Annotated in this window: 24 protein-coding genes; 5 read left to right on the top strand and 19 right to left on the bottom strand. The window is 43.4% G+C overall.

Going from position 1 to position 25,029, the window contains the following annotated elements:
- The 6 genes from I1A59_RS02235 to ccpA all read right to left on the bottom strand — a co-directional run bounded on the left by I1A59_RS02235 (position 1) and on the right by ccpA (position 8,106).
- A complete protein-coding gene (locus tag I1A59_RS02235; RefSeq protein WP_196091191.1) occupies positions 1–702 on the bottom strand; it encodes an ABC transporter ATP-binding protein in 702 nt (233 codons plus the stop codon).
- A gap of 151 nt (positions 703–853) precedes the next feature.
- The gene (locus I1A59_RS02230; protein ID WP_196091190.1) at positions 854–1,765 is read right to left on the bottom strand and encodes a magnesium transporter CorA family protein; all 912 of its coding nucleotides are present in this window, start codon (positions 1,763–1,765) and stop codon (positions 854–856) included.
- Positions 1,766–2,439: 674 nt separating this feature from the next.
- Positions 2,440–4,380, bottom strand: a complete 1,941-nt coding sequence (thrS, locus tag I1A59_RS02225; RefSeq protein ID WP_196091189.1) for a threonine--tRNA ligase — start codon at positions 4,378–4,380, stop codon at positions 2,440–2,442.
- A gap of 294 nt (positions 4,381–4,674) precedes the next feature.
- A complete protein-coding gene (locus I1A59_RS02220) occupies positions 4,675–6,000 on the bottom strand; it encodes a glycosyltransferase family 4 protein (protein WP_196091188.1) in 1,326 nt (441 codons plus the stop codon).
- Between the two features lies 1 nt (position 6,001).
- Positions 6,002–7,000 carry a glycosyltransferase gene (locus I1A59_RS02215; protein ID WP_196091187.1) on the bottom strand — a complete coding sequence of 333 codons (999 nt, stop codon included), beginning with the start codon at positions 6,998–7,000 and terminating at the stop codon, positions 6,002–6,004.
- A 95-nt stretch (positions 7,001–7,095) separates the two neighbouring features.
- On the bottom strand, positions 7,096–8,106 hold the full coding sequence (gene ccpA / locus I1A59_RS02210) for a catabolite control protein A (RefSeq protein ID WP_196091186.1): 1,011 nt from the start codon (positions 8,104–8,106) through the stop codon (positions 7,096–7,098).
- A gap of 191 nt (positions 8,107–8,297) precedes the next feature.
- Between ccpA and I1A59_RS02205 the strand changes: the two genes are divergently transcribed.
- Positions 8,298–9,380, top strand: coding sequence for a Xaa-Pro peptidase family protein (locus I1A59_RS02205; protein WP_196091185.1), 1,083 nt, complete (start codon positions 8,298–8,300; stop codon positions 9,378–9,380).
- A gap of 139 nt (positions 9,381–9,519) precedes the next feature.
- On the opposite strand, the gene metG is transcribed toward I1A59_RS02205, so the two are convergent.
- Positions 9,520–11,505: a methionine--tRNA ligase gene (gene metG / locus I1A59_RS02200; RefSeq protein ID WP_196091184.1), complete on the bottom strand. Its 1,986-nt coding sequence runs from the start codon at positions 11,503–11,505 to the stop codon at positions 9,520–9,522.
- A gap of 381 nt (positions 11,506–11,886) precedes the next feature.
- On the opposite strand from metG, the gene I1A59_RS02195 reads away from it, so the two are divergent.
- The 4 genes from I1A59_RS02195 to I1A59_RS02180 all read left to right on the top strand — a co-directional run bounded on the left by I1A59_RS02195 (position 11,887) and on the right by I1A59_RS02180 (position 14,473).
- The gene (locus tag I1A59_RS02195; RefSeq protein WP_210766423.1) at positions 11,887–12,465 is read left to right on the top strand and encodes an AzlC family ABC transporter permease; all 579 of its coding nucleotides are present in this window, start codon (positions 11,887–11,889) and stop codon (positions 12,463–12,465) included.
- Complete coding sequence (locus tag I1A59_RS02190; RefSeq protein WP_196091183.1) at positions 12,462–12,785, top strand: branched-chain amino acid transporter permease; 324 nt, start codon at positions 12,462–12,464, stop codon at positions 12,783–12,785. Before I1A59_RS02195 ends, I1A59_RS02190 begins: the two co-directional genes overlap by 4 nt.
- 843 nt (positions 12,786–13,628) lie before the next feature.
- Positions 13,629–13,946 carry an IS630 transposase-related protein gene (locus I1A59_RS09760; RefSeq protein WP_196091182.1) on the top strand — a complete coding sequence of 106 codons (318 nt, stop codon included), beginning with the start codon at positions 13,629–13,631 and terminating at the stop codon, positions 13,944–13,946.
- Positions 13,901–14,473 carry an IS630 family transposase gene (locus I1A59_RS02180; RefSeq protein ID WP_196091181.1) on the top strand — a complete coding sequence of 191 codons (573 nt, stop codon included), beginning with the start codon at positions 13,901–13,903 and terminating at the stop codon, positions 14,471–14,473. The genes I1A59_RS09760 and I1A59_RS02180 overlap by 46 nt, the downstream gene beginning before the upstream one ends.
- Before the next feature lie 229 nt (positions 14,474–14,702).
- Here the strand turns inward: I1A59_RS02180 and I1A59_RS02175 are convergent, their stop codons facing one another.
- The 12 genes from I1A59_RS02175 to I1A59_RS02120 all read right to left on the bottom strand — a co-directional run bounded on the left by I1A59_RS02175 (position 14,703) and on the right by I1A59_RS02120 (position 25,016).
- The gene (locus tag I1A59_RS02175) at positions 14,703–15,950 is read right to left on the bottom strand and encodes an MFS transporter (protein ID WP_196091180.1); all 1,248 of its coding nucleotides are present in this window, start codon (positions 15,948–15,950) and stop codon (positions 14,703–14,705) included.
- A gap of 15 nt (positions 15,951–15,965) precedes the next feature.
- Entirely contained in the window at positions 15,966–16,679 is a 714-nt protein-coding gene (locus tag I1A59_RS02170) for an ABC transporter permease (protein ID WP_196091179.1), read from the bottom strand.
- Complete coding sequence (locus I1A59_RS02165; RefSeq protein WP_196091178.1) at positions 16,669–17,499, bottom strand: ABC transporter ATP-binding protein; 831 nt, start codon at positions 17,497–17,499, stop codon at positions 16,669–16,671. Before I1A59_RS02165 ends, I1A59_RS02170 begins: the two co-directional genes overlap by 11 nt.
- An 82-nt stretch (positions 17,500–17,581) precedes the next feature.
- Positions 17,582–18,037 carry a hypothetical protein gene (locus tag I1A59_RS02160; RefSeq protein ID WP_196091177.1) on the bottom strand — a complete coding sequence of 152 codons (456 nt, stop codon included), beginning with the start codon at positions 18,035–18,037 and terminating at the stop codon, positions 17,582–17,584.
- Between the two features lie 381 nt (positions 18,038–18,418).
- On the bottom strand, positions 18,419–18,907 hold the full coding sequence (locus tag I1A59_RS02155; RefSeq protein WP_196091176.1) for a hypothetical protein: 489 nt from the start codon (positions 18,905–18,907) through the stop codon (positions 18,419–18,421).
- Between the two features lie 5 nt (positions 18,908–18,912).
- On the bottom strand, positions 18,913–20,325 hold the full coding sequence (locus I1A59_RS02150; protein ID WP_196091175.1) for a LysM domain-containing protein: 1,413 nt from the start codon (positions 20,323–20,325) through the stop codon (positions 18,913–18,915).
- A 220-nt stretch (positions 20,326–20,545) separates the two neighbouring features.
- Positions 20,546–22,171: a chaperonin GroEL gene (gene groL, locus I1A59_RS02145; RefSeq protein ID WP_196091174.1), complete on the bottom strand. Its 1,626-nt coding sequence runs from the start codon at positions 22,169–22,171 to the stop codon at positions 20,546–20,548.
- Positions 22,172–22,181: 10 nt separating this feature from the next.
- On the bottom strand, positions 22,182–22,463 hold the full coding sequence (gene groES / locus I1A59_RS02140; protein WP_196091173.1) for a co-chaperone GroES: 282 nt from the start codon (positions 22,461–22,463) through the stop codon (positions 22,182–22,184).
- A 212-nt stretch (positions 22,464–22,675) separates the two neighbouring features.
- A complete protein-coding gene (locus I1A59_RS02135; protein ID WP_196091172.1) occupies positions 22,676–23,071 on the bottom strand; it encodes a single-stranded DNA-binding protein in 396 nt (131 codons plus the stop codon).
- A gap of 694 nt (positions 23,072–23,765) precedes the next feature.
- The gene (gene ytpR, locus I1A59_RS02130) at positions 23,766–24,392 is read right to left on the bottom strand and encodes a YtpR family tRNA-binding protein (RefSeq protein ID WP_196091171.1); all 627 of its coding nucleotides are present in this window, start codon (positions 24,390–24,392) and stop codon (positions 23,766–23,768) included.
- Positions 24,393–24,408: 16 nt separating this feature from the next.
- Positions 24,409–24,726: a thioredoxin family protein gene (locus tag I1A59_RS02125; protein ID WP_196091170.1), complete on the bottom strand. Its 318-nt coding sequence runs from the start codon at positions 24,724–24,726 to the stop codon at positions 24,409–24,411.
- Positions 24,723–25,016: a DUF4651 domain-containing protein gene (locus I1A59_RS02120; protein WP_196091169.1), complete on the bottom strand. Its 294-nt coding sequence runs from the start codon at positions 25,014–25,016 to the stop codon at positions 24,723–24,725. Before I1A59_RS02120 ends, I1A59_RS02125 begins: the two co-directional genes overlap by 4 nt.
- Positions 25,017–25,029: the final 13 nt, after the last annotated feature.

The raw sequence follows: 25,029 nt of genomic DNA, 5'->3' as shown, positions 1-25,029 counted from the left end.
CTAATACTCCAATTCTCTTACAGGCAGTGGACTTTCCTGAATCTGAATACTTTTAATCTGAGCATCCTGCATGTGGATCACCCGATCCGCAATGCTGGCCAAAGCCGCATTGTGGGTCACAATGATAACCGTCCGACCTTCTTTGCGGGCCAAATCACTCAAGAGGGTTAAAATTTGCTTTCCAGTCTTGTAGTCCAAAGCCCCTGTAGGTTCATCACAGAGGAGAAGTTTAGGGTTTTTGGCCAGGGCACGTGCGATCGCCACTCGCTGCTGTTCCCCACCAGATAACTGGGCTGGAAAATGATGTTGCCGCCCTTCTAGTCCCACACTCATTAACGTTCTTTGAGCATCCAAGGGATTGGAGACCAATTCCGTCGCCAGCTCCACATTTTCCAAGGCGGTCAAATTTCCCACTAAATTATAAAACTGAAAAACAAAACCAATCGCTTCCCGGCGGTAATGAATCCGTTCCCGCTCGGAATACTGAACAATGTCCTGACCATCAATCAACAACTGACCACGACTAGCCTGGTCCATCCCTCCAAGAATATTGAGTAGCGTTGATTTACCGGCTCCTGACGCCCCTAAGATAACGACAAGCTCGCCTTCCTCCATTTCAAAGGAAAGAGCCCGATTGGCCACAACTTCCAAGTCTCCCTGACCATAGATTTTCCAACAATCCTTTGCTTCAATATAGGCCATTTTAGGTGCCCTCTTTCATCCGTATTTCTTCCTCTATTCTATCACAAAACCAATAGCTGCTCCTGATTTCGAAAAATCTTCCATTGCAAAAAGGCTGGACACGTATTCCAACCTTCCTATTTTCATTCACAATAAATCTGAAATGTCTCCCCTATCTTCGATACATGATGGACCGTAAAATCCGAGCTAAAATCAGCCAAAGACCAATGAAGGCTAGACTAATCCAAATCCAAGCCAGAGGCTCTTCAGACAGAGGAAGCGGGACATTCATCCCAAAAAAGCCCGTAATAAGGGAGAGGACCGCTATAAGAATCGAAATAATATTGAGGCTCGTCAAATTCTCATTCAGCGTATTGTTCAGGATGGTATCATAAGCCCCCGATAATTGCTGTAAAACCTGAGATTCCAACTGGGTCATGGCAAGAAGCTGTTGCGCTTCAATGAGGGCATCCTCTAGCTCCTCCAACTCCTCGTTAGTCAAACGGTTGGTGCGCGGGTGTTTCCGTAACTGTTCCAACACTAAGACATTTTGATTGCTGGCAGTCAGGAGATAGACTAAACCCGTCTCCAAATCTGAAAGTTCCAGCAAGAGTCGTTTGGTGGTTTGTTTTCGTAACAGACCATTCACTCGATCCTTCTCTCGGTCAATTTCATCTAAAATTGGGAAGTACTCTTGAGTGACTAAGGTCAGAATGAAAAATAAAAACTGATAACTACTGCTAATCGTTGTATAGGGAAGGTGACGCTGAATCCGATCAATCAAATAATGATTCTGCTCATTGACAATCGTGATCACTTGATTGCCTTGGACGATGAGAGTCAGAGGAGTTGTCTCATAGTGATTATCTTCCTTGATTGGATCCAAGGCATTAAAGATTAACAACAAGCGATCCGCCTCCCCATCGTATTCCATATGGGCTCGCTCATTCTTATCCAGCGCATACTCCATCAATTCTGTATCCAGCTGATAGTCTTCCAACTCTTTTCGATTGAGAGGCCCTTTATCAGACCGAACTACAATCCAGCTATACTCCTGCTCTTTTCCAAACTGTTCTTCAATCATACAATCCCTACTTTTCCATACTCATATAATCCGCTATCCCAAAAAACCAACCTGTAACACTCATTGCATTTCAAATCTGCATGCGGTAATCCTCTTCACCGAACTTATTGATAAGATTCAACAGGTATCCAGACCTGTTGAACTATCTTCATCAGATTGAAGGCAAGCGATGCTTGCTTTATTACCTATAAAAATATCAATCCAATTTCTGGATTAATATTCATTTCAGAATTCGAACTGTTTCGAGTATATACTCTTTTAGTTTATCTTTTATTACTGTGTTAGCTCGTCTTGCTGTACTTCAGTACTGTCTACGACTCGCTGCCTTGTACTAAAAGCAAACTAAAAGACTATAAAATCGTTGACCAACCTCCGAGAGCAGATTTTGAAATAGAATCCATAAACTTACTTCTAGTATAAGAAAAAAGAAAGTCCCTGTCTATGGCAATCCAAACACCATCGACCTACTCCAAAAAGTGACTGGAACAAAATGATACTCATTACATTTCAAAGTCTGAATGTGTTAATCTTCTTCGCCGAACTATAGTTCAGCCTTCATCAGATTGCCTTTTCAGATTTCGAACTGTTTCGAGTATTATCAAACTCCTCTGTTACTTTGTGAAATTTCTTTGACGCAAAAATCCCTGAGTTCAATTGAACTCAGGGACTACAACTTATTCAGGACGAGAAAGGCGCTCCACATCAGCTTTCAAATCTGCAATAAAGTCTGCGATAGACTTGGTTTCAGTTTGCTTGCTGCCGTAACGACGAACGTTAACCGATTTGTCTTCCATTTCTTTATCCCCAACAATCAATTGGTAAGGAACTTTTTGAGTTTGGCTTTGACGAATCTTGTATTGCATTTTCTCGTTACGCTCATCCACATGAACACGGAAGCCAAGATCTTTCAATTCTTTGGCTACTTCCCAGGCATAATCTGCATGGGCTTCATTTGAAATCGGGATAAGGGTTACTTGAGTGGGTGCCAACCAAGTTGGGAAGGCTCCTTTGTAAGTTTCAATCAAGTAAGCCACAAAACGTTCCATGGTGGAAACAATTCCACGGTGAATCATGACTGGACGGTGTTCTTCACCATCTGCTCCGATGTAAGTCAATTCAAAGCGTTCTGGCAAGAGGAAGTCTAGTTGGATAGTTGACAGGGTTTCCTCATTTCCCAACGCAGTTTTAACTTGTACATCCAGTTTTGGACCATAGAATGCCGCTTCACCTTCTGCCTCAAAGTAGTCAAGTTCCAAGTCATCCATGGCTGCTTTCAACATGCGTTGAGCATTTTCCCACATTTCATCATTATCGTAGTATTTTTCCTTATCTTCAGGATCACGATAAGAAAGGCGGAAACGATAATCAGTAATATTGAAATCTTCGTATACACTGATCATCAACTCCAATACTTTCTTGAATTCTTCTTGAATCTGTTCTGGAGTTACAAAGAGGTGAGCGTCATTCAAGGTCATTTCACGTACACGTTGTAGACCTGATAGCGCACCTGATTTCTCAAAACGGTGCATCATTCCCAACTCAGCAATACGAATTGGCAACTCACGGTAAGAATGTACATGGTTGCGATAAATTTGAATGTGGTGCGGACAGTTCATAGGACGTAGAACAAAGGACTCCCCATCGCCCATATCCATCACTGGGAACATATCATCTTTATAGTGATCCCAGTGTCCAGAAATCTTATAGAGCTCAGAACTTGCGACTGGTGGTGTGTAAACATGATCGTAACCAGCCGCCACTTCACGATCAATAATATAACGCTCCACTACGCGACGGATAGTTGCCCCATTTGGCAACCAGAATGGCAGACCTTGTCCCACTTCTTGACTAATCATGAAGAGATCCAATTCCTTACCAAGCTTACGGTGATCCCGCTCTTTAGCCTCTTCACGCATCTTGAGGTAAGCATCCTGCTCTTTTTTATTAAACCAAGCAGTACCATAAATCCGTTGCATCATTGGATTTTCGCTCTTACCACGCCAGTAAGCACCGGCTACATTCAACAAGTGGAAAACTTGGATATGGCCAGTAGTTGGCACGTGAGGACCACGACAGAGATCCACATACTCACCTTGTTGGTAGATGGTCAAACCACCCTCATCATCCTTGTGCTCTTCAATCAATTCCAATTTATAAGGATCATTGTGGAAGATTTCTTTCGCTTCTTCCTTGGAAACTTCAGAACGCACACTTGGGAAATTTTCCTTGACGATTTTGTGCATTTCTTCTTCAATTTTGGCCAAATCTTCATTGGAAATTTGCCCCGCTTCGTTATCGGTATCATAGTAGAAACCGTCTTGGATCGCCGGACCGACCCCTAGGCGAATGTCAGGGAAATGACGCTTAGCTGCTTGGGCAAACAAGTGGGCTGCAGAGTGACGTAAAATGGGAAGAGCATCTTCGTGGTCAGGAGTCACAATTTCCAAATCTCCATCCTCGTGAATAGCACGAGTGGTATCAATCAACTTACCATTCAATTTACCGGCCAACGCTTTTTTAGCCAAGGACTTGCTGATGCCTTCTGCAATCTCAACAGTAGTAATACCATCCTGATACTCACGGACAGCACCATCAGGGAATGTAATTTTTACCATATTTCTACTCCTTTTAAATTTATTAGACCTACTCGAGCCAAACAAAAAAAGCGACCTCCTCTCAAAAAGGACGTCGCAACGTGGTTCCACCTTTGTTTATACCCAAAAATCCTGAGTACCTCATTCTTGGTTCTAACGTAACCACCGTTTTATGTTTGCATAAAATAGTACCGAGTAGTATCTTTTAACCCCTCTATGCACTTCCAGCAACCGTGCACTCTCTTAAAGAAGTTCCGTTAAAAGACGTGTCTCTATAAGCATTATACCAAACCCCTCGAAAAAAACAAGGAAAATCTAGCTTTTTCTCCGCCCTGGATAAGGCAAGCGTTTAACCTGTTGGCGAGAAATTCGAATCACGCGTCTGGAGCCCTGAACTGGTAGGGCTACCACTTTCAAGGGAAAACTTGCAAGGGATTTCGCAAAGCGAACTCGTGGTTTCGGATCCCCCATTCCTTGCCCTTTCAAATAGCCTTTTCGAATCGAAATATCCAAATAATACTGATAAACCTGGAGGCCAAAGTTCTCGGCCGAAATCTCAAACAGCTTCTCTTGCCACTTCTTTTCCTGCGGATAAGGTGTTGCTAGTAGGGCTTCTAGAATGGCCCCACTTAAATCCTCTGGCTCTTGATAGAGCGTTCCAAACATTTTGTCTGAAACCAGATTGTCTAAATAGGGATTGGACTGGGCAATAACGGGAGTCCCACTGGCCAAACTTTCCAAAAAGGTCAAACCTTGTGTTTCACTAGTCGAAGCTGACACAAAAAAGTCAGCCATCCGGTAGTAGAGCACCGTTTGCTCTGGAGGGACCATCCCGACAAAGAGCACGCGGTGCTCGACCGCCATTTCTTTGGCTAGAGACTTAAGATTCTCCAAATACGGACCATCTCCCGCCACGATTAGACGCACTGCGTCATTTTCATTCAGAACTTCTGGGAGAGCACGGATAATTGCTTGAATATTTTTCTCAAACGAAACTCGAGACAAACTCAAGAGAATCTTGGTATCCGGAGAAAGAGCTAGGGACTTTCGAAGATCCTGAATTGCTTCTTCTTGGTCTTGCACTTGAATAAAACGATCCAACTCGATCCCCGTTGGGATCACGCGCTTCTCTGGCTCAACTCGATACCCCACCAAAAGATTATAGACAATCTCACTCGGACAGACCACTCCATCCACCTCATCCAGAAAAGAGCGTACCATATACTTAATCATGCCAGGCCGAATCAGCATCCCCTTGGCAATGTAATGCACATAATCCTCATACTGAGTATGATAGGTGTGAATCACAGGAATTTCCAATTCCCGTGCGATCCAAAGTCCAAGGAATCCCAAAGCAAATTCAGTTTGGGTATGAATCAATTCTAATCGGTGCTCCTTGGCAAGGGCCAAAGCCTTACTGAATCCACGATAGGCAACGCGACGGTCCTTAAAGGCAAAGAAGGGGACACTAGGAATTCGGATAATCCGGTGCTCCTCTGCAGGGTCCACATCCCGATCAGTGGTCGTAAAAATAAAGACATCGTGCCCCTGCTCCTCAAGTTCCTCCCTGAGGGTGCGGATACTCGTTGCCACACCAGATACCTGTGGAAAATAGGTATCCGTGAACAATCCAATTCTCATCTCACATCTCCAATACTTGCCGATATACCTCTACCAACTGCTGGGCCACCTGATCCATGGAACGACTTTCAGCTACTTGGTAGCCTTTGTCACGCTTGTCCACCTGACCAGCTAAAATCGCTTGAATCCCAGCTACAAAATCCTCATTGGTTTGACCCAAGGTTGCAGACTGCCCATCAATCCAGCCCTTGTAAACAGGTATGTCACGTAAGACAACATGCTGGTGACTAGCCAAGGCTTCTAAAACGACAATCCCCTCCGTCTCCTCATAACTTGGGAAGAAGAAGAGACTACTTCCACTCATGGCACCTTGGAAAATAGCTCCCTTAAAATAACCTGGGAATTGAACATTGGCTGGGTGGTCACCAGAAACAACTCGACGGATTTCACGAGGGATCATCCACTTGTTAATCCCTCCAAACCAGATGAATTGAACGTCTGGCAGCTGCTTGGCCACTTCGATAAAGTCTAGAATTCCTTTTCGTTTAAAAAAGAGACCCGCACAGACCACAACCGGCTGCCCCTTCTCCAATCCAAAATGGTTATAGAAAACCTGTTCTTTTTGAGGATCTGGTTGATACTTCCGCAAATCGATCCCATTTGAAATAGCAACGATTGGTGTGTCCACTCCGTAACCCCGGATCAGTTCCTTGGAGTACTCCGTTGGCGTAATCACAAAATCTGCTAACTGATACATATGCCTCAAATAAGCCCCCACAGCAGGAGCCAGGAGATTGGAACCAATAAATGAGTTGGCAAAATCTTCCCGAGTCGAGTGGCCATGGACAATGACCTTTTTCCCTTGCCGCTTAGCTTGATGTAAAAGGCTAAGACTCTTAGGGCCATAAGTGTTAATGTGAACCAAATCGTATCCAGTTGACGGATCTGTGGTATAGGGAATCCCTGCTAAATCAAGGGCCCGCATTTGATGCTGAAGGGCGCGACCAATTCCAGACTTCTCAAGAACAGTCTTTCCCTCCAAATACAGTAGAACTTTCATACTCATATTATAAACAAAAGCAACCCAAAATAAAAGTCGGAGACAGAAAAAGGGAACTTGGCGCCTGCCACCAATGGTTCCCTTAGATTCTTGTATTATTTACCTGTCCGAGTCGATTGACGTTCTGTCAAGCCATGGGCCAACTGAACTTCCCGCTCTTCTACTTCTTCCTTATTCATAATTTTGGTCAACATGCGCATAGAAATCGCACCAATATCATAGAGTGGTTGACGAATAGAGGTCATATTTGGACGGCTAAACAGAGTAATTTGGGAGTTATCACTGGTAATCAACTCGAAATCTTCAGGAAGACGGATTCCCTTGTCACTCAAACCATTAAGGAGGCCAACCGCCAATTCATCACCAGAGACAATGGCAGCTGTTGCCCCAGAAGCCATGACCCGTTCTGCCAAGGCATAACCTTCTTCATAATTATGCTTAGCTTCAAAAATAAGTCCTTCGCTATACTTTTGTTTGGTCTCCTTCAAACCATCTCGGTAACCTGGCAAGCGCATCTTACCATTGATATCATCTACCAGTGGACCTGTAACAAAGGCAATCTTGTCGTTTCGCTCAGCCAAATATGCCACCGCATCAGCGGTTGCCTTTCGATAATCAATGTTGACACTTGGCAATTGCTGCTCCACGTCCACCGTTCCAGCCAGCACGACTGGAGTCCGAGAACGAGAAAATTCTGAACGAATTTTCTCAGTCAGATGGTAGCCCATGAAAATAATACCATCTACCTGTTTAGAGAAGAGGGTATTCACCACTGCCACCTCACGGTCATCATCCTCATCACTGCTGGCAAGGACAATGTTATACTTGTACATTTCTGCAATATCTTCGATTCCCTTAGCCAAGCTGGCAAAATAGGAAGAAGTAATGTTGGGAATTACAACTCCGACTGTAGTAGTTTTTTTACTAGCTAGCCCACGAGCTACCGCATTAGGACGATAATCCAAGCGGTCAATAACATCCAAGACTTTCTTACGTGTATTCTCTTTTACATTTTTGTTTCCATTTACTACCCGGCTAACGGTCGCCATTGAAACACCTGCTTCACGGGCGACGTCGTAAATAGTTACGGTATCGTCGGTATTCATAATCATCCTCCCATTTATTTTTTGAAAATAACGCTTTCACCTTCACATAACTATAGTTTATCATTTTTTGGAAACACTTTCAAACGTTTTGGATATTTTTTCTAAAAAATACAAATGTCGATTTCCCATTGCACTTTTTCAAGTTTTTTGACAAAATAGAGATATAAGATAATTGATATAGGAGGTTAAATATGAAGAGCACAGTTGACTTACTTCGTTCTCGCATGCGTGAACAGGGCATTGATCTAGCTATCATCTCAGATCCAACCTCGATCGCATACTTAACGAGCTTTCAATCGGATCCTCATGAAAGACAATTCTTCTTCTTTCTTCCAATTGAAGGTAGTCCAACCTTGTTTACACCTGAATTAGATCGCGACCGTGCAAAGGCCCATGTTTCTTACACAGTTGTCGGTTACCACGATTCAGAGAATCCTTGGCAAAAGATTCAAACCTTCCTATCTCGTGAACGCTACCGGATTGGTTTAGAGTTTCAACATTTACGCCTACGCCAATACTATGAACTCATGCAAATCCTGACCGGACAAGTAGTTGATATCAGCCCTACTATGGAACGACTCCGCCTCTTTAAAACAGCTGAAGAACTCGACTTACTTCGAGCTGCTGGACATATGGCAGATTATGCACTTACCCTGGGATTTGAAGCCATCGCTAAAGGGAAAACGGAATTGGACATCATCGCTGCCATTGAAGGTCCCCTACGAAGTCAGGACGTTACCATGAGCTTTGAAACGATGGTTCTAGCCGATAAGCATGCCGCCGATCCTCACGGGGTTCCAACCAATCGCCCCCTAAAAAACAAATCGCTGCTCCTCTTTGACCTTGGTACTTGGCATCAAGGTTATGCGAGTGACGTCAGCCGTACCGTTGCCATTGGACAACCTACAACCCTTCAGGCTACCATTTATGATATCGTCCTTGAGGCCCAACTAGCTGCCATAGATGCAATCAAACCAGGCGTAACGGCCGGTGAAATTGATGCCGTAGCTAGAGACATTATCACGAAGGCTGGTTACGGAGACTACTTCACACATCGGCTTGGACATGGAATAGGCCGGAGCCTTCACGAATTCCCTTCTATCAGTAAGGGGAACAAACTGATCTTAGAAGAGGGAATGACCTTCTCTATTGAACCGGGAATTTACCTTCCCAATAAGGTTGGTGTCCGCATCGAAGACTGCGGGGTTGTTACAAAGACAGGTTTCGAAACCTTCACCCACACCCCTAAGGAACTTCTCCAATTCAAACTATAAGAAAACAGGTGAGCATCACTCACCTGTTTCTTTTTTATACTCGAAAGAGTTTGAAATCTGAAAAGGCAATCCGATGAAGACAGAACTAATGGTTCGGCGAAGAGGATTAACACATTCAGATTTTGAAATGTAATGAGTATTAACCTAAAATGCTTCCATTTGGAATCACATCATCTACCGTAATCACTGCTAGACGATCCTCAAACTCCGCTGAAAGAATCATTCCCTGACTAACCAAGCCCATCATTTTACGAGGTTTCAAATTCGCTACAATCTGCAATTTTTTACCAAGCAGAACTTGAGGATCTGGATAGTAAGCGGCAATGCCGGAGAGAATTTGACGATCCTGACCATCGCCGGCATCCAAGCGGAAGGCTAACAATTTATCACTACCCTCGACCCGCTTAACTTCCTTCACCTCAGCGACCCGAATTTCCACCTTGTCAAAATCCTCAAACTTAATAGGCTTTTTGTTCAGCAAGAGATCAACCTTAGTAGGATCCCACTCCTCTTCTTTTTTACCACCAGACATTTGAGTTTTGATGTAGGCAATTTCTTCTTCCATGTCCAAACGAGGGAAGATGGGTTCACCCTTGGCAACAACCTGGCTACCAGCTGGAATTTGACCAAAGGATAGGTCTTCTAAAGAGCCAACCTCAGGCAAGCCCAACTGTCTCAAAATAGAACGGCTAGTTCCCATCATGAAGGGTTGGAGAAGGGAGGCAACCACTTGTAGACTAGCTACTAGATGGCTCATAACGCTTGCCAACTGCTCACGGTCTCCCTCTTCTTTAGCCAAGACCCAAGGCTGGGTTTCATCAATGTACTTGTTGGTCCGCATGATGAATTTCCAAACAACCTCCAAAGCACGTGGAAGATTCACCGCTTCCATCTGCTTATGAAACTCTTGGATTGTTTCTTCTGCTTTCGCTTCCAAATCCCCATCGAAAGCTGTGACACCAGACTTAAACTCAGGAACCTGGCCACCAAAATACTTATTAACCATAGCCACTGAGCGGTTCAACAAATTACCGAGGTCATTGGCTAGCTCATAGTTGATACGACCAACATAATCTTCCGGTGTAAAGGTGCCATCCGAACCCACAGGCAGCGACCGCATCAAATAATAACGTAGAGCATCCAAACCATAACGCTCAACCAACATCTCAGGATAGACCACATTCCCCTTGGATTTGGACATTTTTCCATCCTGCATGACAAACCAGCCATGAGCAATCAGACGTTTTGGCAATGGCAAATCCAGCATTTTCAAAATGATTGGCCAATAAATAGAATGGAAACGAAGAATATCCTTTCCAAGCATATGAATATCCGCAGGCCAAAACTTCACAAAATTTCCATCTTCATCCTGACCATAACCCAAGGCTGTAATGTAGTTAGCCAAGGCATCAATCCAAACATAGATGACATGTTTAGGATTGGATGGTACCGGAACTCCCCAAGTAAAGCTCGTCCGAGATACGGCTAAATCTTCCAAGCCAGGTTCAATAAAGTTCTTCAGCATCTCATTCATTCGACCATCCGGACTAATAAATTCTGGATGCTCTTTGAAATAGTCTGCTAACCACTGTGAATACTTGCTCAAACGAAGGAAGTAAGATTCCTCGGAAACCCATTCTACCTCGTGACCTGAAGGGGCAATTCCTCCGGTAACATTCCCTTCCTCATCCCGGAAAACCTCAGTCAATTGCGTTTCTGTAAAGAACTCTTCATCGGAAACAGAGTACCACCCTGAATATTCTCCCAAATAAATATCATCTTGTGCCAAAAGTTTCTCAAAAATTTGAGAAACAACCGCTTCATGATCAGCATCTGTTGTACGGATAAAGCGATCATAAGAAATATCCAAGAGCGACCATAATTCCTTAACGCCCTTCGCCATTCCATCTACATAGGCTTGAGGATCAAGACCTGCTTCTGCAGCCTTATCTTGAATCTTCTGACCATGTTCATCCAGACCAGTCAAATAGAAGACATCATAGCCCATCAACCGCTTGTATCGTGCCAGAACATCACTGGCAATGGTTGTATAAGCTGAACCAATATGCAAACGCCCACTTGGATAGTAAATCGGCGTACTAATATAAAACGTTTTATCAGACATTATTCACTCCTCAAAATTACTCCCCTTATTATACCACGCTCCAAAAGCCACAAGCAAACAAAGTCAAATTCAAATCAAGATTTTACTCCCAAGAAAAAACTCCCTCGCTCCAAACCTCTAAGCCATGCAGAAAAACAATTCATACCTTTCAACATCTTACCAAAAAAACGTTCCCCTCTTCACCAGAAGAAGACTTGTCAACTTAGGATTCCTATGTTAGGCTGAAAGTAACTAAAAGAAGTTCACAAGGAGTTTCGCATGAAGAAAAAAGCTCTGAAAGCCGCCTTCCCCTATACAATCCCCATCTTTGCAGGATTTTTATTTTTAGGGATAGCCTATGGAATCTATATGAATACTGCTGGCTTTTCCTTTTAGTACCCGATGCTAATTGGCTTACTTGTCTACGGTGGATCCTTAGAATTCGTCATTGTTACACTCTTGCTAGCTCCATTTTCTCCACTTGCTACTTTTATTCTGGCCTTCCTCATCCAAATACGCCACCTCTTTTATGGTATTTCCATGCTAGAACGTTTCAAAGATCTAGATTGGAAGAAATACTACATTATCTTTGGCATGTGTGACGAAACCTTTTCCATCAATTATTCCGCATCAATTCCGGATGACGTCGATCAGGGCTGGTTTCTTTTTTGCGTCACCATCCTCAACCACATTTATTGGGTTTTCGGTGCTACCCTTGGTGGCTTATTAGGTACAATCATTCCCTTTAAAACAGATGGTTTAGAATTTGTGCTAACCGCCCTCTTTTTTGTCATTTTTTTAGAAAATTGGAAAAAGGAAAAACACCACACCCCATCCTATGTTGGGCTAACGGTATCCTTCCTCTGCCTCCTTATCTTTGGACCAGACTACTTCCTGTTACCATCAATGACCTTGATAGTCCTACTTCTAACACTCTTACGCCATAAATTAGACAATCAAACACAGGAGAAATCCCTATGACTTTTACACAACAACTCTTAACTATCGTCATCTGTATACTGGCTACAGTCCTAACACGATTTCTTCCCTTCTGGATTTTCAAGCCAAACCGACCTACACCAGCCTACATCCAATATTTAGGACAAGTCCTACCAGGAGCCATCTTTGGTATGATGGTCATCTACAGCCTCCGCACAGTATCCATTACCAGTAACCCCTACGGCCTGCCAGAACTCATCAGCCTTGCCATCACACTCCTCTTTCACCTCTGGAGAAAAAGCATGCTCATCTCACTCGCAGCAGGCACACTCTCCTTCATGATCATCACACGATTATTGTAGTAAGAATAAAAACAGCTTAGAAACGTGGACAAAACACACATTCTAAGCTGTTTTTCACTAACTCCTTTCAAGAAAACAAGATATAAACAAGACACTATTCCCCCTTATTCCAAAATACACTCTCACTCAATTCCTGAGTGCTTTGACGCGAAGTACCTTCGCTTTATCTATAAACACTCCTCCACTCAATTCCTGAGTGGAGGAGCGAGCGACACCTTGGTCCAATTAGCCCAAACAATTTGTTGATAATCTTCGCTATGGCACTGGTTTTGGCGTACAAAAAAAGATGACACAATGTCATCTGCTCTAGTCGGGAAGACAGGATATTGACGCGAAGTACCTTCGCTTTATCTATAAACACTCCTCCACTCAATTCCTGAGTGGAGGAGCGAGCGACACCTTGGTCCAATTAGCCCAAACAATTTGTTGATAATCTTCGCTATGGCACTGGTTTTGGCGTACAAAAAAAAGATGACACAATGTCATCTGCTCTAGTCGAGAAGACAGGATATTGACGCGAAGTTCCTTCGCTTTATCCAAAATACTCTCTCACTCAATTCCTGAGTGAGAGAGCGAGCGACACCTTGGTCCAATTGGTCTCAAACAATTTGTTGATAGACTTCGCTATGGGACTGGGTTTGACATACAAAAAAAGATGACATTACTGTCATCTGCTCTAGTCGGGAAGACAGGATATTGACGCGAAGTACCTTCGCTTTATCTATAAACACTCCTCCACTCAATTCCTGAGTGGAGGAGCGAGCGACACCTTGGTCCAATTAGCCCAAACAATTTGTTGATATAGTCTTTTAGATTATAAACTGTATGTGGTATACTATTCCTATGGCATACGGAATTGATTTTAGAAAACGTGTCCTTGAATATGTTAAAGAGGGACATACACGTAAAGAAACAGCAGCTTTATTTAATATTAGCACCAACACTTTATACAGTTGGGAAAAGCAAGAGCGAGAACTCGGTCACTTAGAACGTAAAAAGCGTGTTGCTAAATCCAGAAAAATACCTTTAGATAAATTACAAGAATTTGTAGAAGAACATCCAGACGCTTTTTTAAGGGAAATTGCAGAACATTTTTCTTGCAGTATTCCTTCTGTTTGGTCTGCCTTAAAACAAATAAACATCACTTTAAAAAAAAGATAACGAGCTACAAAGAACAAGATGCAAAGAAGGTTCGACAATATCTTGAATCACTAGCAGCTTTGAAAGGCTTTCCAATTGTCTATATTGATGAAACAGGTATTGATACTTATCTATATCGTAAAAATGCCCGTGCACCTAGAGGTGAAAAGATTTATTCCAAAGTTTCTGGTCGTCGATTTGAAAGAACTTCCATTGTATCTGGACAAATTGGTCAGACTTTTGTAGCGCCAATGATTTACAAAGAGAGTATGACGAGTGATTTCTTTGTAGAGTGGTTTAAACAAGAGCTTCTACCATCTTTAAAGACTCATGTTATTGTTATGGACAATGCAAGTTTTCACCCTAAGAAAATACTAGATGAACTTTCTATCTATGCTGGTCACTTCTTTTTACCTCTACCACCGTATTCTCCAGAATTAAATCCAATTGAGCAAAGTTGGGCTATTCTAAAAAAATCAGTTACAGAATTACTTCGCAAAATGGACTCTATAACTGATGCAATAACATACTATTTAAAAACTAAATGACTATAAAATTACTTGTCCGTTTTTTTGCCCATCTAAATTTCTTAAAAATACTCATTTAACTCAACTTTCACACTTCTCAAAATCGCTTTAAATCAACATTTTTAATCATTATCTCGAAATAATTACAAAAAATTCAGCCTGCAGGGGGCAGATGAATACAGACGAAAAAGCCTATTTTATAGGCTTTTTTTATATTCTTTTCATTCAGTATGCATACTTCTATCTTAACTTATCCTTCACTTGAACTATCTCCCATCTCCCCAATCTCCTCAATCTTAGGTAGACTTCGGAAGGAGGAACTCAGCAAGAGCGATAGGGAAAGCAAGAGTAAGCTAGCTCCACAAATCACCATCATAGTGGAGGCACCGAGGTTTCTCACCAATAGGCCTCCTAGTAAAGAAGCTAGGGGCACACTGCTTTGCAGCATTGTCATATTTATCGTATGTACCCGTCCGATCATTTCTTGTGGAGGCAATTTTTGGAAGAGTACAGAGTAAGCTACATTTACCACGCCATTGGAAAGACCTGAAAGGAGGGTAAGGAGCATCGTGAGCGGGAGTACATGAATCCGGAGACTGACTACCGCTAGCACCCATGCAAGCCCAGTAATTGCGTAAGAAAAAGCGACCAAATAACCGGTCCGAATGCGGGTTGACACAAATTCACTCAAGCCAGACCCCAGCATAGCACCTATTCCCAGCAACATCAACAAGAGGCCATAAACTGTTGGTGTCTGAAAGTTTAGGCTGGTAAACTCCGGCAAGCTCTCATAAAAGATTGTATAGATACAATTCATCAGCAAAAGCGGGAAAAGAAGCCTTAACACCAGTGGTTGCCGCACGAAAGCCAATCCTTCCTTGAGTTCCCTCACATAGCTTCCCCAGAAGTCCCTTTTTTCCTGCTCTATTTTATTTGGAAAGTTAGAAGTCTTTATTCGTTTAAAACAAAAGAAAGCTAGAAAGAAAATAAGGCTCGTCAGACCAAAGAGCTGATTGAGACTAAGCAGGGACAGGATAAGAGCAGAAATGGCATTAAAAAATAAATCTGCACCTGTGCTGGACATCATCAGCCAGGAATTCGCTCTGGTCAACTCTTCTTGAGCTACCATTCGAGGCAGGAGAGCCTCACCTACCGGATAAAGAAACTCCGAAGCCGTTGCCAATACCGGAATGGCTAGCAATAGAAACCAGAGCTTAAAACCTAGCCAATGAGTTACAAGGCTGAGGATTAGGAGCGCCAGAACAAGGAGACCCGATAGAGCCCCCAATAATCGCCTCTGATCCCGACGATCCACGATAGGGCCCCAGAACATTCCAAGCAAAACTGGCAGAGAAAACAGGAAACTGGCAACTCCCGTATAAAATGAATCTTGGGTTACTTGATACAGGTACCACATACAAATCATGTAGACCAAGCTATCCCCTAAATTCAAAAACAATCGGCCCATAAACAAGCGCCTAAAATCTGAATTTTTCACAATTCCTCCTAAAAACTAGCGCTCCTCCTTCCGGTTCCTCTGATAGGCCCAAACCGCTAGAACAGCCGCCAGGCCAAACCAAATCAACAAAGCCAAAAGGGACACGGGTTTCACACTCCCCGTCACCAAGAATGTGTGGCTAGCTCCCATTAAACTAAGATCGATGAATCCTTGGATCCAAGTCCAGTCTACATAGAACATAGGTGAGAGACAAGAAAGCAACAGCAAAACTAAGGAAACAATGGTTGCTTGGGCAATATTCTTAAGGACTAAACCAATGACCAAGCCAACTAGCAAGTAGGTGACCACAGTTAAAAACAACAAGGCAAAGTACAGCAACCAGTTCGTAACAGGTAACCCAAATAGGAATGGAGTCACTCCCCCTAGAATAATCGCCGCTCCAAAAGGAATAAGTACAGTCGATAGCAGATACTCCCCTACTGTCACTCCCGCAAGTGACAGGGTCCGAAGATTCCGCTTCTGTTTCTCCTCGGCAGCTATAGCACAAGCAAAGACTGCTGCGTTACCATAGGTAAGACCTCCTAATAAGAGTCCAGATACGAGAATAGCAAGACCGGCTTCTTCTCCTCTCCCACCTGCCATTTCAACGAAAATCCGAAACAAATACGCATCCACATAGGGAGATATTAGATAGACAAATAGCAAAAATTTATTACTTTGTAATAATTGCCAACGTAACCAAAGTAGGCTCTTTACTCTATGATTCATGTAGGGATGCTCCTGTCAGTTTGATAAAAATCGCTTCTAAATCCATTTCCGTTGAATCCATTCCAATCACTTGATCCGAAAAATATTGGCTGACCTCAGCTCGTGGAACGACCCTTGATTGGCCATCCCGATAGCGAATAGTCACCAAATCCTCATTGGGTACCTGACGTTCCCGGATCTCCTCCAGTGTTCCAGACTCCACAATTCGCCCCTTATGAAGCAAAACCAAGCGGTCACAAAGGCGAGTCGCCTCTTCCATATTATGGGTCGTCAGAAAAATACCAACACCTGCTTCTTTCAATTCCAGCAGCAAGTCTTGAATCTTTCTAGTCAAACTTGGATCCAAACCGGATGTTGGTTCGTCCAAGAATAACAATTGAGGACGATAAAGCACCGCCCGAATCAGCATCATTCGCTGCTTCATCCCCATCGATAGCTTAGACGCCCGAACATCCCGTTCCTCCCATAACTCTAAGCGCTTCAACAAGGCATCCACCTCTTTCATTGGAATTTGAAAAAAGCGAGCAAAAAAAGTCAGATTTTGATAAACCGTTAAGGTTTCATAAAAACCAAGAGCATCACTCATCAAACCCATTTGGGCAAAATCCTCCGCCCCTAGGTCTTTCACATCCTTGTCGAAAACCTGAACCAGACCCGCATCCGGATCCACCTGTCCCGTCAAGATCCCAATGGTTGTTGACTTCCCCGAACCAGATGGCCCTAAAAATCCCAAAATTTCTCCACTGGCCAGTTCCAAGTCAACCTTATCCAAAGCCACTTTCTGACCAAAACTCTTTTTCAATCCTACTATACGGATCATACAGGACATCCCTTCTTATTTTTTACAAAATATTGTAACAAAAATGAGGATTGAAAAAAAGAGCATGAAATTTTTCACACGACTATTCAGGTAGCTTTACCAAAGTATTTTTTAACTGTTCAGGTTGAGTTAGCATCAACAAATGGTCTTGAGGATGAATCAGATGATGAGGTAAAGCTAACGGAATATGGGAAAAAAGAATCACCTTTTCAGTTTGATTGACAGCTGGTAACAGGGCTTCTTGACTATCAAAGCCGGAGTACAGACCCAAGTAATTGATGGCAGCTCGGTTCCCCAAACGAACACGATAAGCAGATTCTTCCTTTTGTAGATTTTTGAATAAAATCGAGGCAACTTCCTCCCCTACTGGAGAATCTGAGCTAACCATTTCATCCAGATAAGCTTCTTGGGTTGAAAAAGTCTCTTTTTGATTTTCAAACAATACGGGCAATTGTTGTAAATCAGGAATTTCATCAAACCCATCAATCAAAATGAGAGCATTCAGCTGAGTGGGATGTTTTTGGAGATAGTCTAACAAAACTGGAACTCCAAAAGAAACAGCAATCACAATTTTGGGAGATTCTAGAGTATCTAGTTGGGTTGCTTTTTTTGTCGGATAGCGTCTTTAGAAATCGTCGGAAAACTAGTCTCCAAAAACTCTAAACTTGTCCAATTATAGTCTTTTAGTTTATCTTTTATTACTGTGTTAGCTCGTCTTGCCGTACTTCAGTACTGTCTACGACTCGCTGCCTTGTACTAAAAGTAAACTAAAAGACTATATCTTTGATACTTGGAAGGTCAACCACTAAATCCCAAACATGATGAGTCCAGCCCAAAGGGCTTAGAAATAAGAAATTCGCCATCATCAATTCCTCCTTTGCAAGCAAAAACCACCCTTACGGGTGGCTCGTCATTTATCCTACTGGACTTCTTTGAAGATCATTTTTTGCTTCACTTCCCCTTGGCCACCTTTGGCAATTTGATAGGTGAAACTATCGGATGTGAACTGGTCCCCAAGGGCAAAAACAGAATTGTATTGCCATTGGGACAGTTCATCATTTTCTTTTTTCGCTAGAGTAAGACTAGTTGGAGTTACTGCGTAGCGCCACTCTGCCGCTTGCTCTTCATAGCCTTTTTTGAACTCATCTGGAGAGCTGGCTGCTTTCAGAGCCACTTCACGGCTTTGGGTTACGACAACTTGATTTCCTCCATTTTGGAAGGTTACATACATCATTTTGTCATTTTGAGTCCCGTCTAAAACACTGGAATACTGGTAGGTCTTTCCTTGGACAACCTTGTCCAAACGGTGACTAGCCCAGTAGAAGAAGCCGCCAACACCGAGTCCAAGTACAACTAGTGCGGCCAATCCGATCCGAACATATTTATGGTTGAATAATTCTTTCAGCATTGGTCTTACTCCTCGTATGAATCTGAGCTGGTGCTAGTTTCAGTGCGGCTGAAGGTAGACTCAGAAGAGCTAGTGTCAAAGTCTTCATAGTCATCAGAAGAGGATGAAGAGCGTGTCACTGGAGTTGAACTGCTACTTGAGCTTGAACTTGAGCTAGATTCTTCCAATTCTTTGTAAACTTTAACATTAAAGGCATCGCGACCGCCTTCTTTGGTCAAGGTAATTTGCAAGTATTGAGCATCTTCTAAATCTGAAGATCTTGCCTTTAGTTTTGCATAAATTTCTTCTGCAACCTTCTTGGCTGAAGTTTCAGTTTTCTGGCTGACATCTGTAGCCAGAACTTCGGCACGTGGAGTATATAGTTGTTCCATGTCCAAACCTGCGATACGATTTGCATTTTGGTTGAACTCATCCTTGTTATCCAAGAAATTCAAGGTTAGGTTACTTGAGCTGTTCAAGTCTTTAGACTTAAGATTGCTGATTTCCGCTTGAATCTTATCTAAATACTCATCCATTTCTAGAACCTTTTCAGAACTAGATGGTTTGGTAGATGATGGAGTCGACTCATCACTGCCTGGAAGTTTACTTGAGCTCGTGCTAGATGGACTTGTGCTCGACTCAGATGGCTCTGCTGAACTACTCTCAGTTGGAACTGTCCCGCTTGTACCAGGTGTACCATCTCCTGAAGGTGAACTAGTAGAACCAGAATCAGAATTTGTCGGTTCATCAAATGGACTAACGATATCCGGTTTTTCTTCCTCACTAGGTTCTTGAATAGGAGACTGCTTCCACTCTGGAGCGTCTTCTACCTTAATGTCTGGTTTATACTCAACTTTTACAATTTGGGACTGGTCAACTTCTGGGAAAATATTAATGACACTCTGTTGTAACAACGTAACATCCACATTCACATTTGTGGAATTATCGTTGTAAATATAGTTATTTCCATTGTGAATATAGTTATTAATCACAACCTTGGTCATGGCACAGTGCTGACCGTACCCATTGTATTTGTAGTCGACTGGCACTTGTCCATCCCGTTTAAGAATCAGCGTGTCCCCAGCATAGATCAAGTCCACATTTTGAATGTTGTTGTCATAAGCCAGTTTGGCAATAGAAATACCTGTTGCCTGGGAAATCCCCCAGAGGGTGTCCCCCCACTGAATCACATAAATCTGACCATCCTGACCAGCATCGACCACAGATCCAGACTCATCAACCCTAATATTTTGATTCTGCATGTTTTGCTTGATTTGCTCAGGTGTGCTGGCAATCCAGTTGGTAATATCTGCTGCTTGAGCGGTTGATTGGTATTGGTAGAACTCGTCTGCCCGAACGACTGCAGCCGTTTGCAACACAGCTGGCGTCACAAACGACCCGAGTAGCAGAGTTGTCCCTAAAAGGTGTTTCTTTTTCATGCGATTTTCTCCTTTGAGGAAGTTGGAAGAGCTGACTCTTCACCCCTCACTATTTTTTAAAAAAGAGCAAAAGCCCCCTATCAAGGAATATTATAGCATATTTTCCCACAGGCAAAAGTTCAATCTTGAAACCAGAGGTTACAAAAGAAGGTTGAGAATCATTCTCAACCTTCTTCCTTGTTTTCTTACGAAAATTCCTGTAAGTCAGTAATTCTCGGTCTTACATCATTCCACCCATCATACCTGGATCCATAGCTGGACCAGCTGAGGCTTGAGGTTCTGGTTTGTTAGCGACAACTGCTTCGGTTGTCAAGATGAGGCTGGCAACACTAGCTGCATTTTGAAGGGCTGAACGGGTTACCTTAACTGGGTCAATGATTCCTGTTTCAATCATATCCACCCATTCACCACTAGCTGCGTTGAAGCCTTGACCAGCATCTGCATTTTTGAGGCGGTCAATAATGATGGAACCTTCGTAGCCAGCATTCAAAGCAATTTGACGAACAGGCTCTTCAAGAGCACGAAGGACGATGTTACGACCAGTCTCTTCATCTGCGGATAGATCCAAGGCTGCAACTGCCGGAATCACGTTCACCAAGGCCGTTCCACCACCGGCAACGATTCCCTCTTCAACCGCAGCACGAGTCGCATTCAAGGCATCTTCAATGCGAAGTTTCATTTCTTTCAACTCAGTCTCTGTCGCAGCACCAACCTTGATGACCGCAACACCACCTGCCAACTTAGCCAAGCGTTCTTGTAATTTTTCCCGGTCGAAGTCTGAGTTCGTGGTTTCAATTTGAGACTTGATGATACCAACACGGTTACTGATAGCAGCAGGATCCCCTGCTCCTTCAACGATGGTTGTAGAGTCTTTATCTACAACAACTTTAGCTGCTTGACCAAGCGCTTCAACCGTTGCATCTTTCAACTCCAGACCCAAATCATCCGTAATGACCGTAGCACCTGTCAAAATAGCAATGTCCTCCAACATAGCTTTTCTGCGATCCCCAAATCCAGGTGCCTTAACCGCTACAACATTGAAAGTTCCACGGATCTTGTTTAAAACAAGGGTTGGTAGTGCTTCCCCATCTACATCATCGGCAATGATTAGAAGAGGACGGTTGGTTTGCAGAATGCTTTCCAAAAGTGGTAAGATTTCTTGGATATTCGAAATCTTTTTATCTGTTACCAAGATAAATGGATTGTCTAATTCCGCAACCATCTTCTCATTGTCGGTCACCATATATTGGGACAGATAACCACGGTCGAATTGCATTCCTTCCACCACTTCCAATTCCGTTTCCATTCCACGGGACTCTTCAATGGTAATAACACCGTCTTTTCCAACACGCTCCATCGCTTCAGAGATATACTCCCCAACCTTTTCGCTACGAGAAGAAACAGCCGCTACCTGCGCAATCGCTTCTTTATTAGAAACAGGCACAGAGTTTTCCTTCAAAGCGGCAACCGCTGCCGCTGTAGCAGCTTCGATTCCGCGACGAATACCAATTGGGTTGGCACCGGCAGTCACGTTCTTGATCCCTTCACGGACAATGGCTTGTGTCAAAAGGGTTGCGGTCGTTGTTCCGTCACCAGCGATATCATTGGTTTTTGAAGCCACCTCGGATACCAACTTGGCACCCATATTCTCAAAAGGATCTTCCAATTCGATTTCTTTCGCAATGGTCACCCCATCATTGGTGATCAGTGGTGAGCCAAAAGCTTTTTCCAAAACCACATTACGCCCTTTAGGTCCCAAGGTTACTTTGACCGTATCCGCCAACATATCCACACCACGCACCATTGCGCTACGTGCGTCAGATGAAAATTGAATATCTTTTGCCATTTTTTACTCCTTACTGAACAATTGCTAGAATATCAGATTCACGAATGAGAAGGAAATCCTCATCCCCATCTTTAACAGAAATACCGGTATGCGCTTCAAAAAGAATTGTTTGACCTGCTTCAACTGCAGGTGCAATCACATCACCGTTCAAAGAACGAAGTCCTTCTCCAACAGCTACGACCTCGGCTGTCTTAGTGGCTGACTGGGCATTAGACGCCAAGACAAAACCAGACACAGACTGCTCCTTCTCGATCACTTTGACAATTACTTTATCTGCTAAGGGTTGTAACATAGAAAATCCTCCATTTGATTTCTGCTCCCTATAGCGGTCTCACAACTTTCTCTCACAGGAGGGCTGACGAAACCTTAGCGAGCGTTAGCACTCTACTGTATCGACTGCTAATTTCTGTTTCTATTTTATCATTTAGTCAACAATAGTCAAGAAAAAAACTTCATCCAGAGGACAAAGTTTTTACAAGAAAGACGGACAAAGCACCCTTTCCTTTAAAACGGCAATTCTTCGCCTTCCTCGCTGACCATCTCAAACTGTTCTAGCTTACGGCGTTGTTCCCGTAAGAGGCGTTGTTCCTTGGTTTCAAGGAGTTGGAAATCGCTGCAAAGGACTTCAGATAGATAGTGCATTTGACCATCCTTTTCATAACGACGGGTGCGGAGTTCTCCTTCCACGCCAATCAAGCTACCTTTGCAAGCATAACTGGTGATATATTCGGCTAGACGTCCCCAGGCGACAATGGAGATAAAGTCCGATTCCCGTTCCCCGGTTTGGTCCCGGAAACGTCTTTTAACAGCTAGTTTTGAACGGGTGACACTTTTATTTGAGGGGGTCTTCTGAAGTTCAGGAGTCCCTGTTAAACGACCAATTAGAAAAATACGATTCATCTTTTTTACCCTCCTACCTGTTTATTCGGGAAAGAAGATGAAAAAAGGTTGGACAAAAGCCTCAACCTTCCTATTTTATACTCTTTTAGTTTATCTTTTATTACTGTGTTAGCTCGTCTTGCCGTACTTCAGTACTGTCTACGACTCGCTGCCTTGTACTAAAAGTAAACTAAAAGACTATATTGAGAGAACATTTCATGTTCTCTTATCTAGAAACTCAAAGAGTCAATTCCTGACTCTTTGACCTCCGAAAACTACCTAATCAACATTGATATGAACTGTGTTCATTTCATCTATACACTCTAAAGGGCACCTCGAAAAACTCCGGTTTTGCATCAAATCATGTCGTAGAAATTTTGATAAATCAATGTTCGAATTTTTAAGAGTTTAGTTTTTAGAGGTGCCCTAAAGGCATTCAACATGCCTTTAGACCGGGGGTGGGTACTAACAGTCTGGGAAGAGACTGTTTGAACCCGAGCCTAACAATAAAAGAGCGAGGTCGGTTTAGGTATAAACCGTTTCAGCTTACAACATGAACTAAAGACTTGTAACGAACTAATTTCGAATAAGATGAGTTCTGTCCCACTCTCGAGTGTATGAACCAGAGTTTGCGAGTCAACAACGGTGGTTCGTATTTTCTAAGAATGTCTTACGTTCTAGTATTCAAGAACATAAGGAGTCAATCCCTAACTTGTTATGCACTCCAGTGTTTAGCTGGGTCAAAGGCTTGGCCGACGGGCGTTTCTTCCGCTAGTTCGATAATGCCGCGTTTTTGTGGGGCATTGGGAAGGGCCAATTCTCGTGGGCTACACATCATCCCAAAACTGGCCACGCCGCGTAATTGTCCTGGGAAAATCAAATTCCCTTTTGGCATCATGGCACCTGGAAGGGCCACAATGGTCTTCAAGCCCACGCGCGCATTGGGTGCACCGGCCACGATTTGAACCGTCTTATCTTGGCCAACTGCAACCTGACAGATATTGAGGTGGTCACTATCTGGATGGGCTTCCATCTCCACGATTTGACCAACCACAAAGCGAGGACTATCAAAATTAGCCACGCGCTCCTCAAAGCCTTCTGCAGCCAACCAATCATTCAAGATCACAAGGTCTGCATCAGACAAGTTCTGCTGGCCACTTCCCTCCAAGATCAAACGATCACTGACTTGGAAGAAGTTCCAAGCAACCGTCTCTTCATTATCAGCCCGGAGAACACGCGCAATGGCTCCTTTTTTCTCAACTTCAACAGCCTGGCCTTGATCATCGGCCACAACGACCATCAGCACATCTCCCACACCCTGTGGATTATAGGTAAATAACATAAACTCCCTTTCTAACTCACACTAACCCTGCCAGGAAAGCATCAATTTCCGCTTTTGTCTTCCGATCCCGGCTGACGAAGCGCCCAAGCTCCTTCCCATTTTCAACCGCAACAAAACTCGGAATTCCATAAATATCCCATAATTTTGCCAGCTCCATATAGGCGTCGCGGTCAATTTGAATAAAGGTAAAAGAAGGGTTGGAAGCTTCAATAGTCGGCATCTGAGGCTGGATAAAACGGCAGTCCCCACACCAATCGGCGGTAAAATAAAAGACATACCGACCCTCTCGCTCCAGATAAGAAGCCACTTCCTCAAACGATGATGGGACAATCATAGTGCTACCTCCTCAATATCCAGCTGGTCTCCAACCAACCAGAAGCGATAATGACGGCCATCCGCCAAAAAGACACCACCTTCCAGGCAATCCCGATCCGAATGGTAGAGCTCTACATAGAGGGTCTCCACTCGATCCATCTCAGAGAAGAAGGCCCGAACCGAAGCCGTCATCTCCTCTTGACTCCGAACACGCGCCCGGTCTTCCTGCAACTTATAGCCCGCATAGGCCAGACCTGCTAGACCAAGAAGGCTTAACAACCCTAAGACTGGCCGACTTTTTCTTTTCATACTCATAAACCTT

Origin of the sequence: Streptococcus sp. NLN76 (assembly GCF_015686645.1) — a bacterium.
Classification (GTDB): Bacteria; Bacillota; Bacilli; order Lactobacillales; family Streptococcaceae; genus Streptococcus.
The sequence above is the reverse complement of the archived record's forward strand: the minus strand, read 5'-3'. Positions and strand labels throughout refer to the sequence as shown.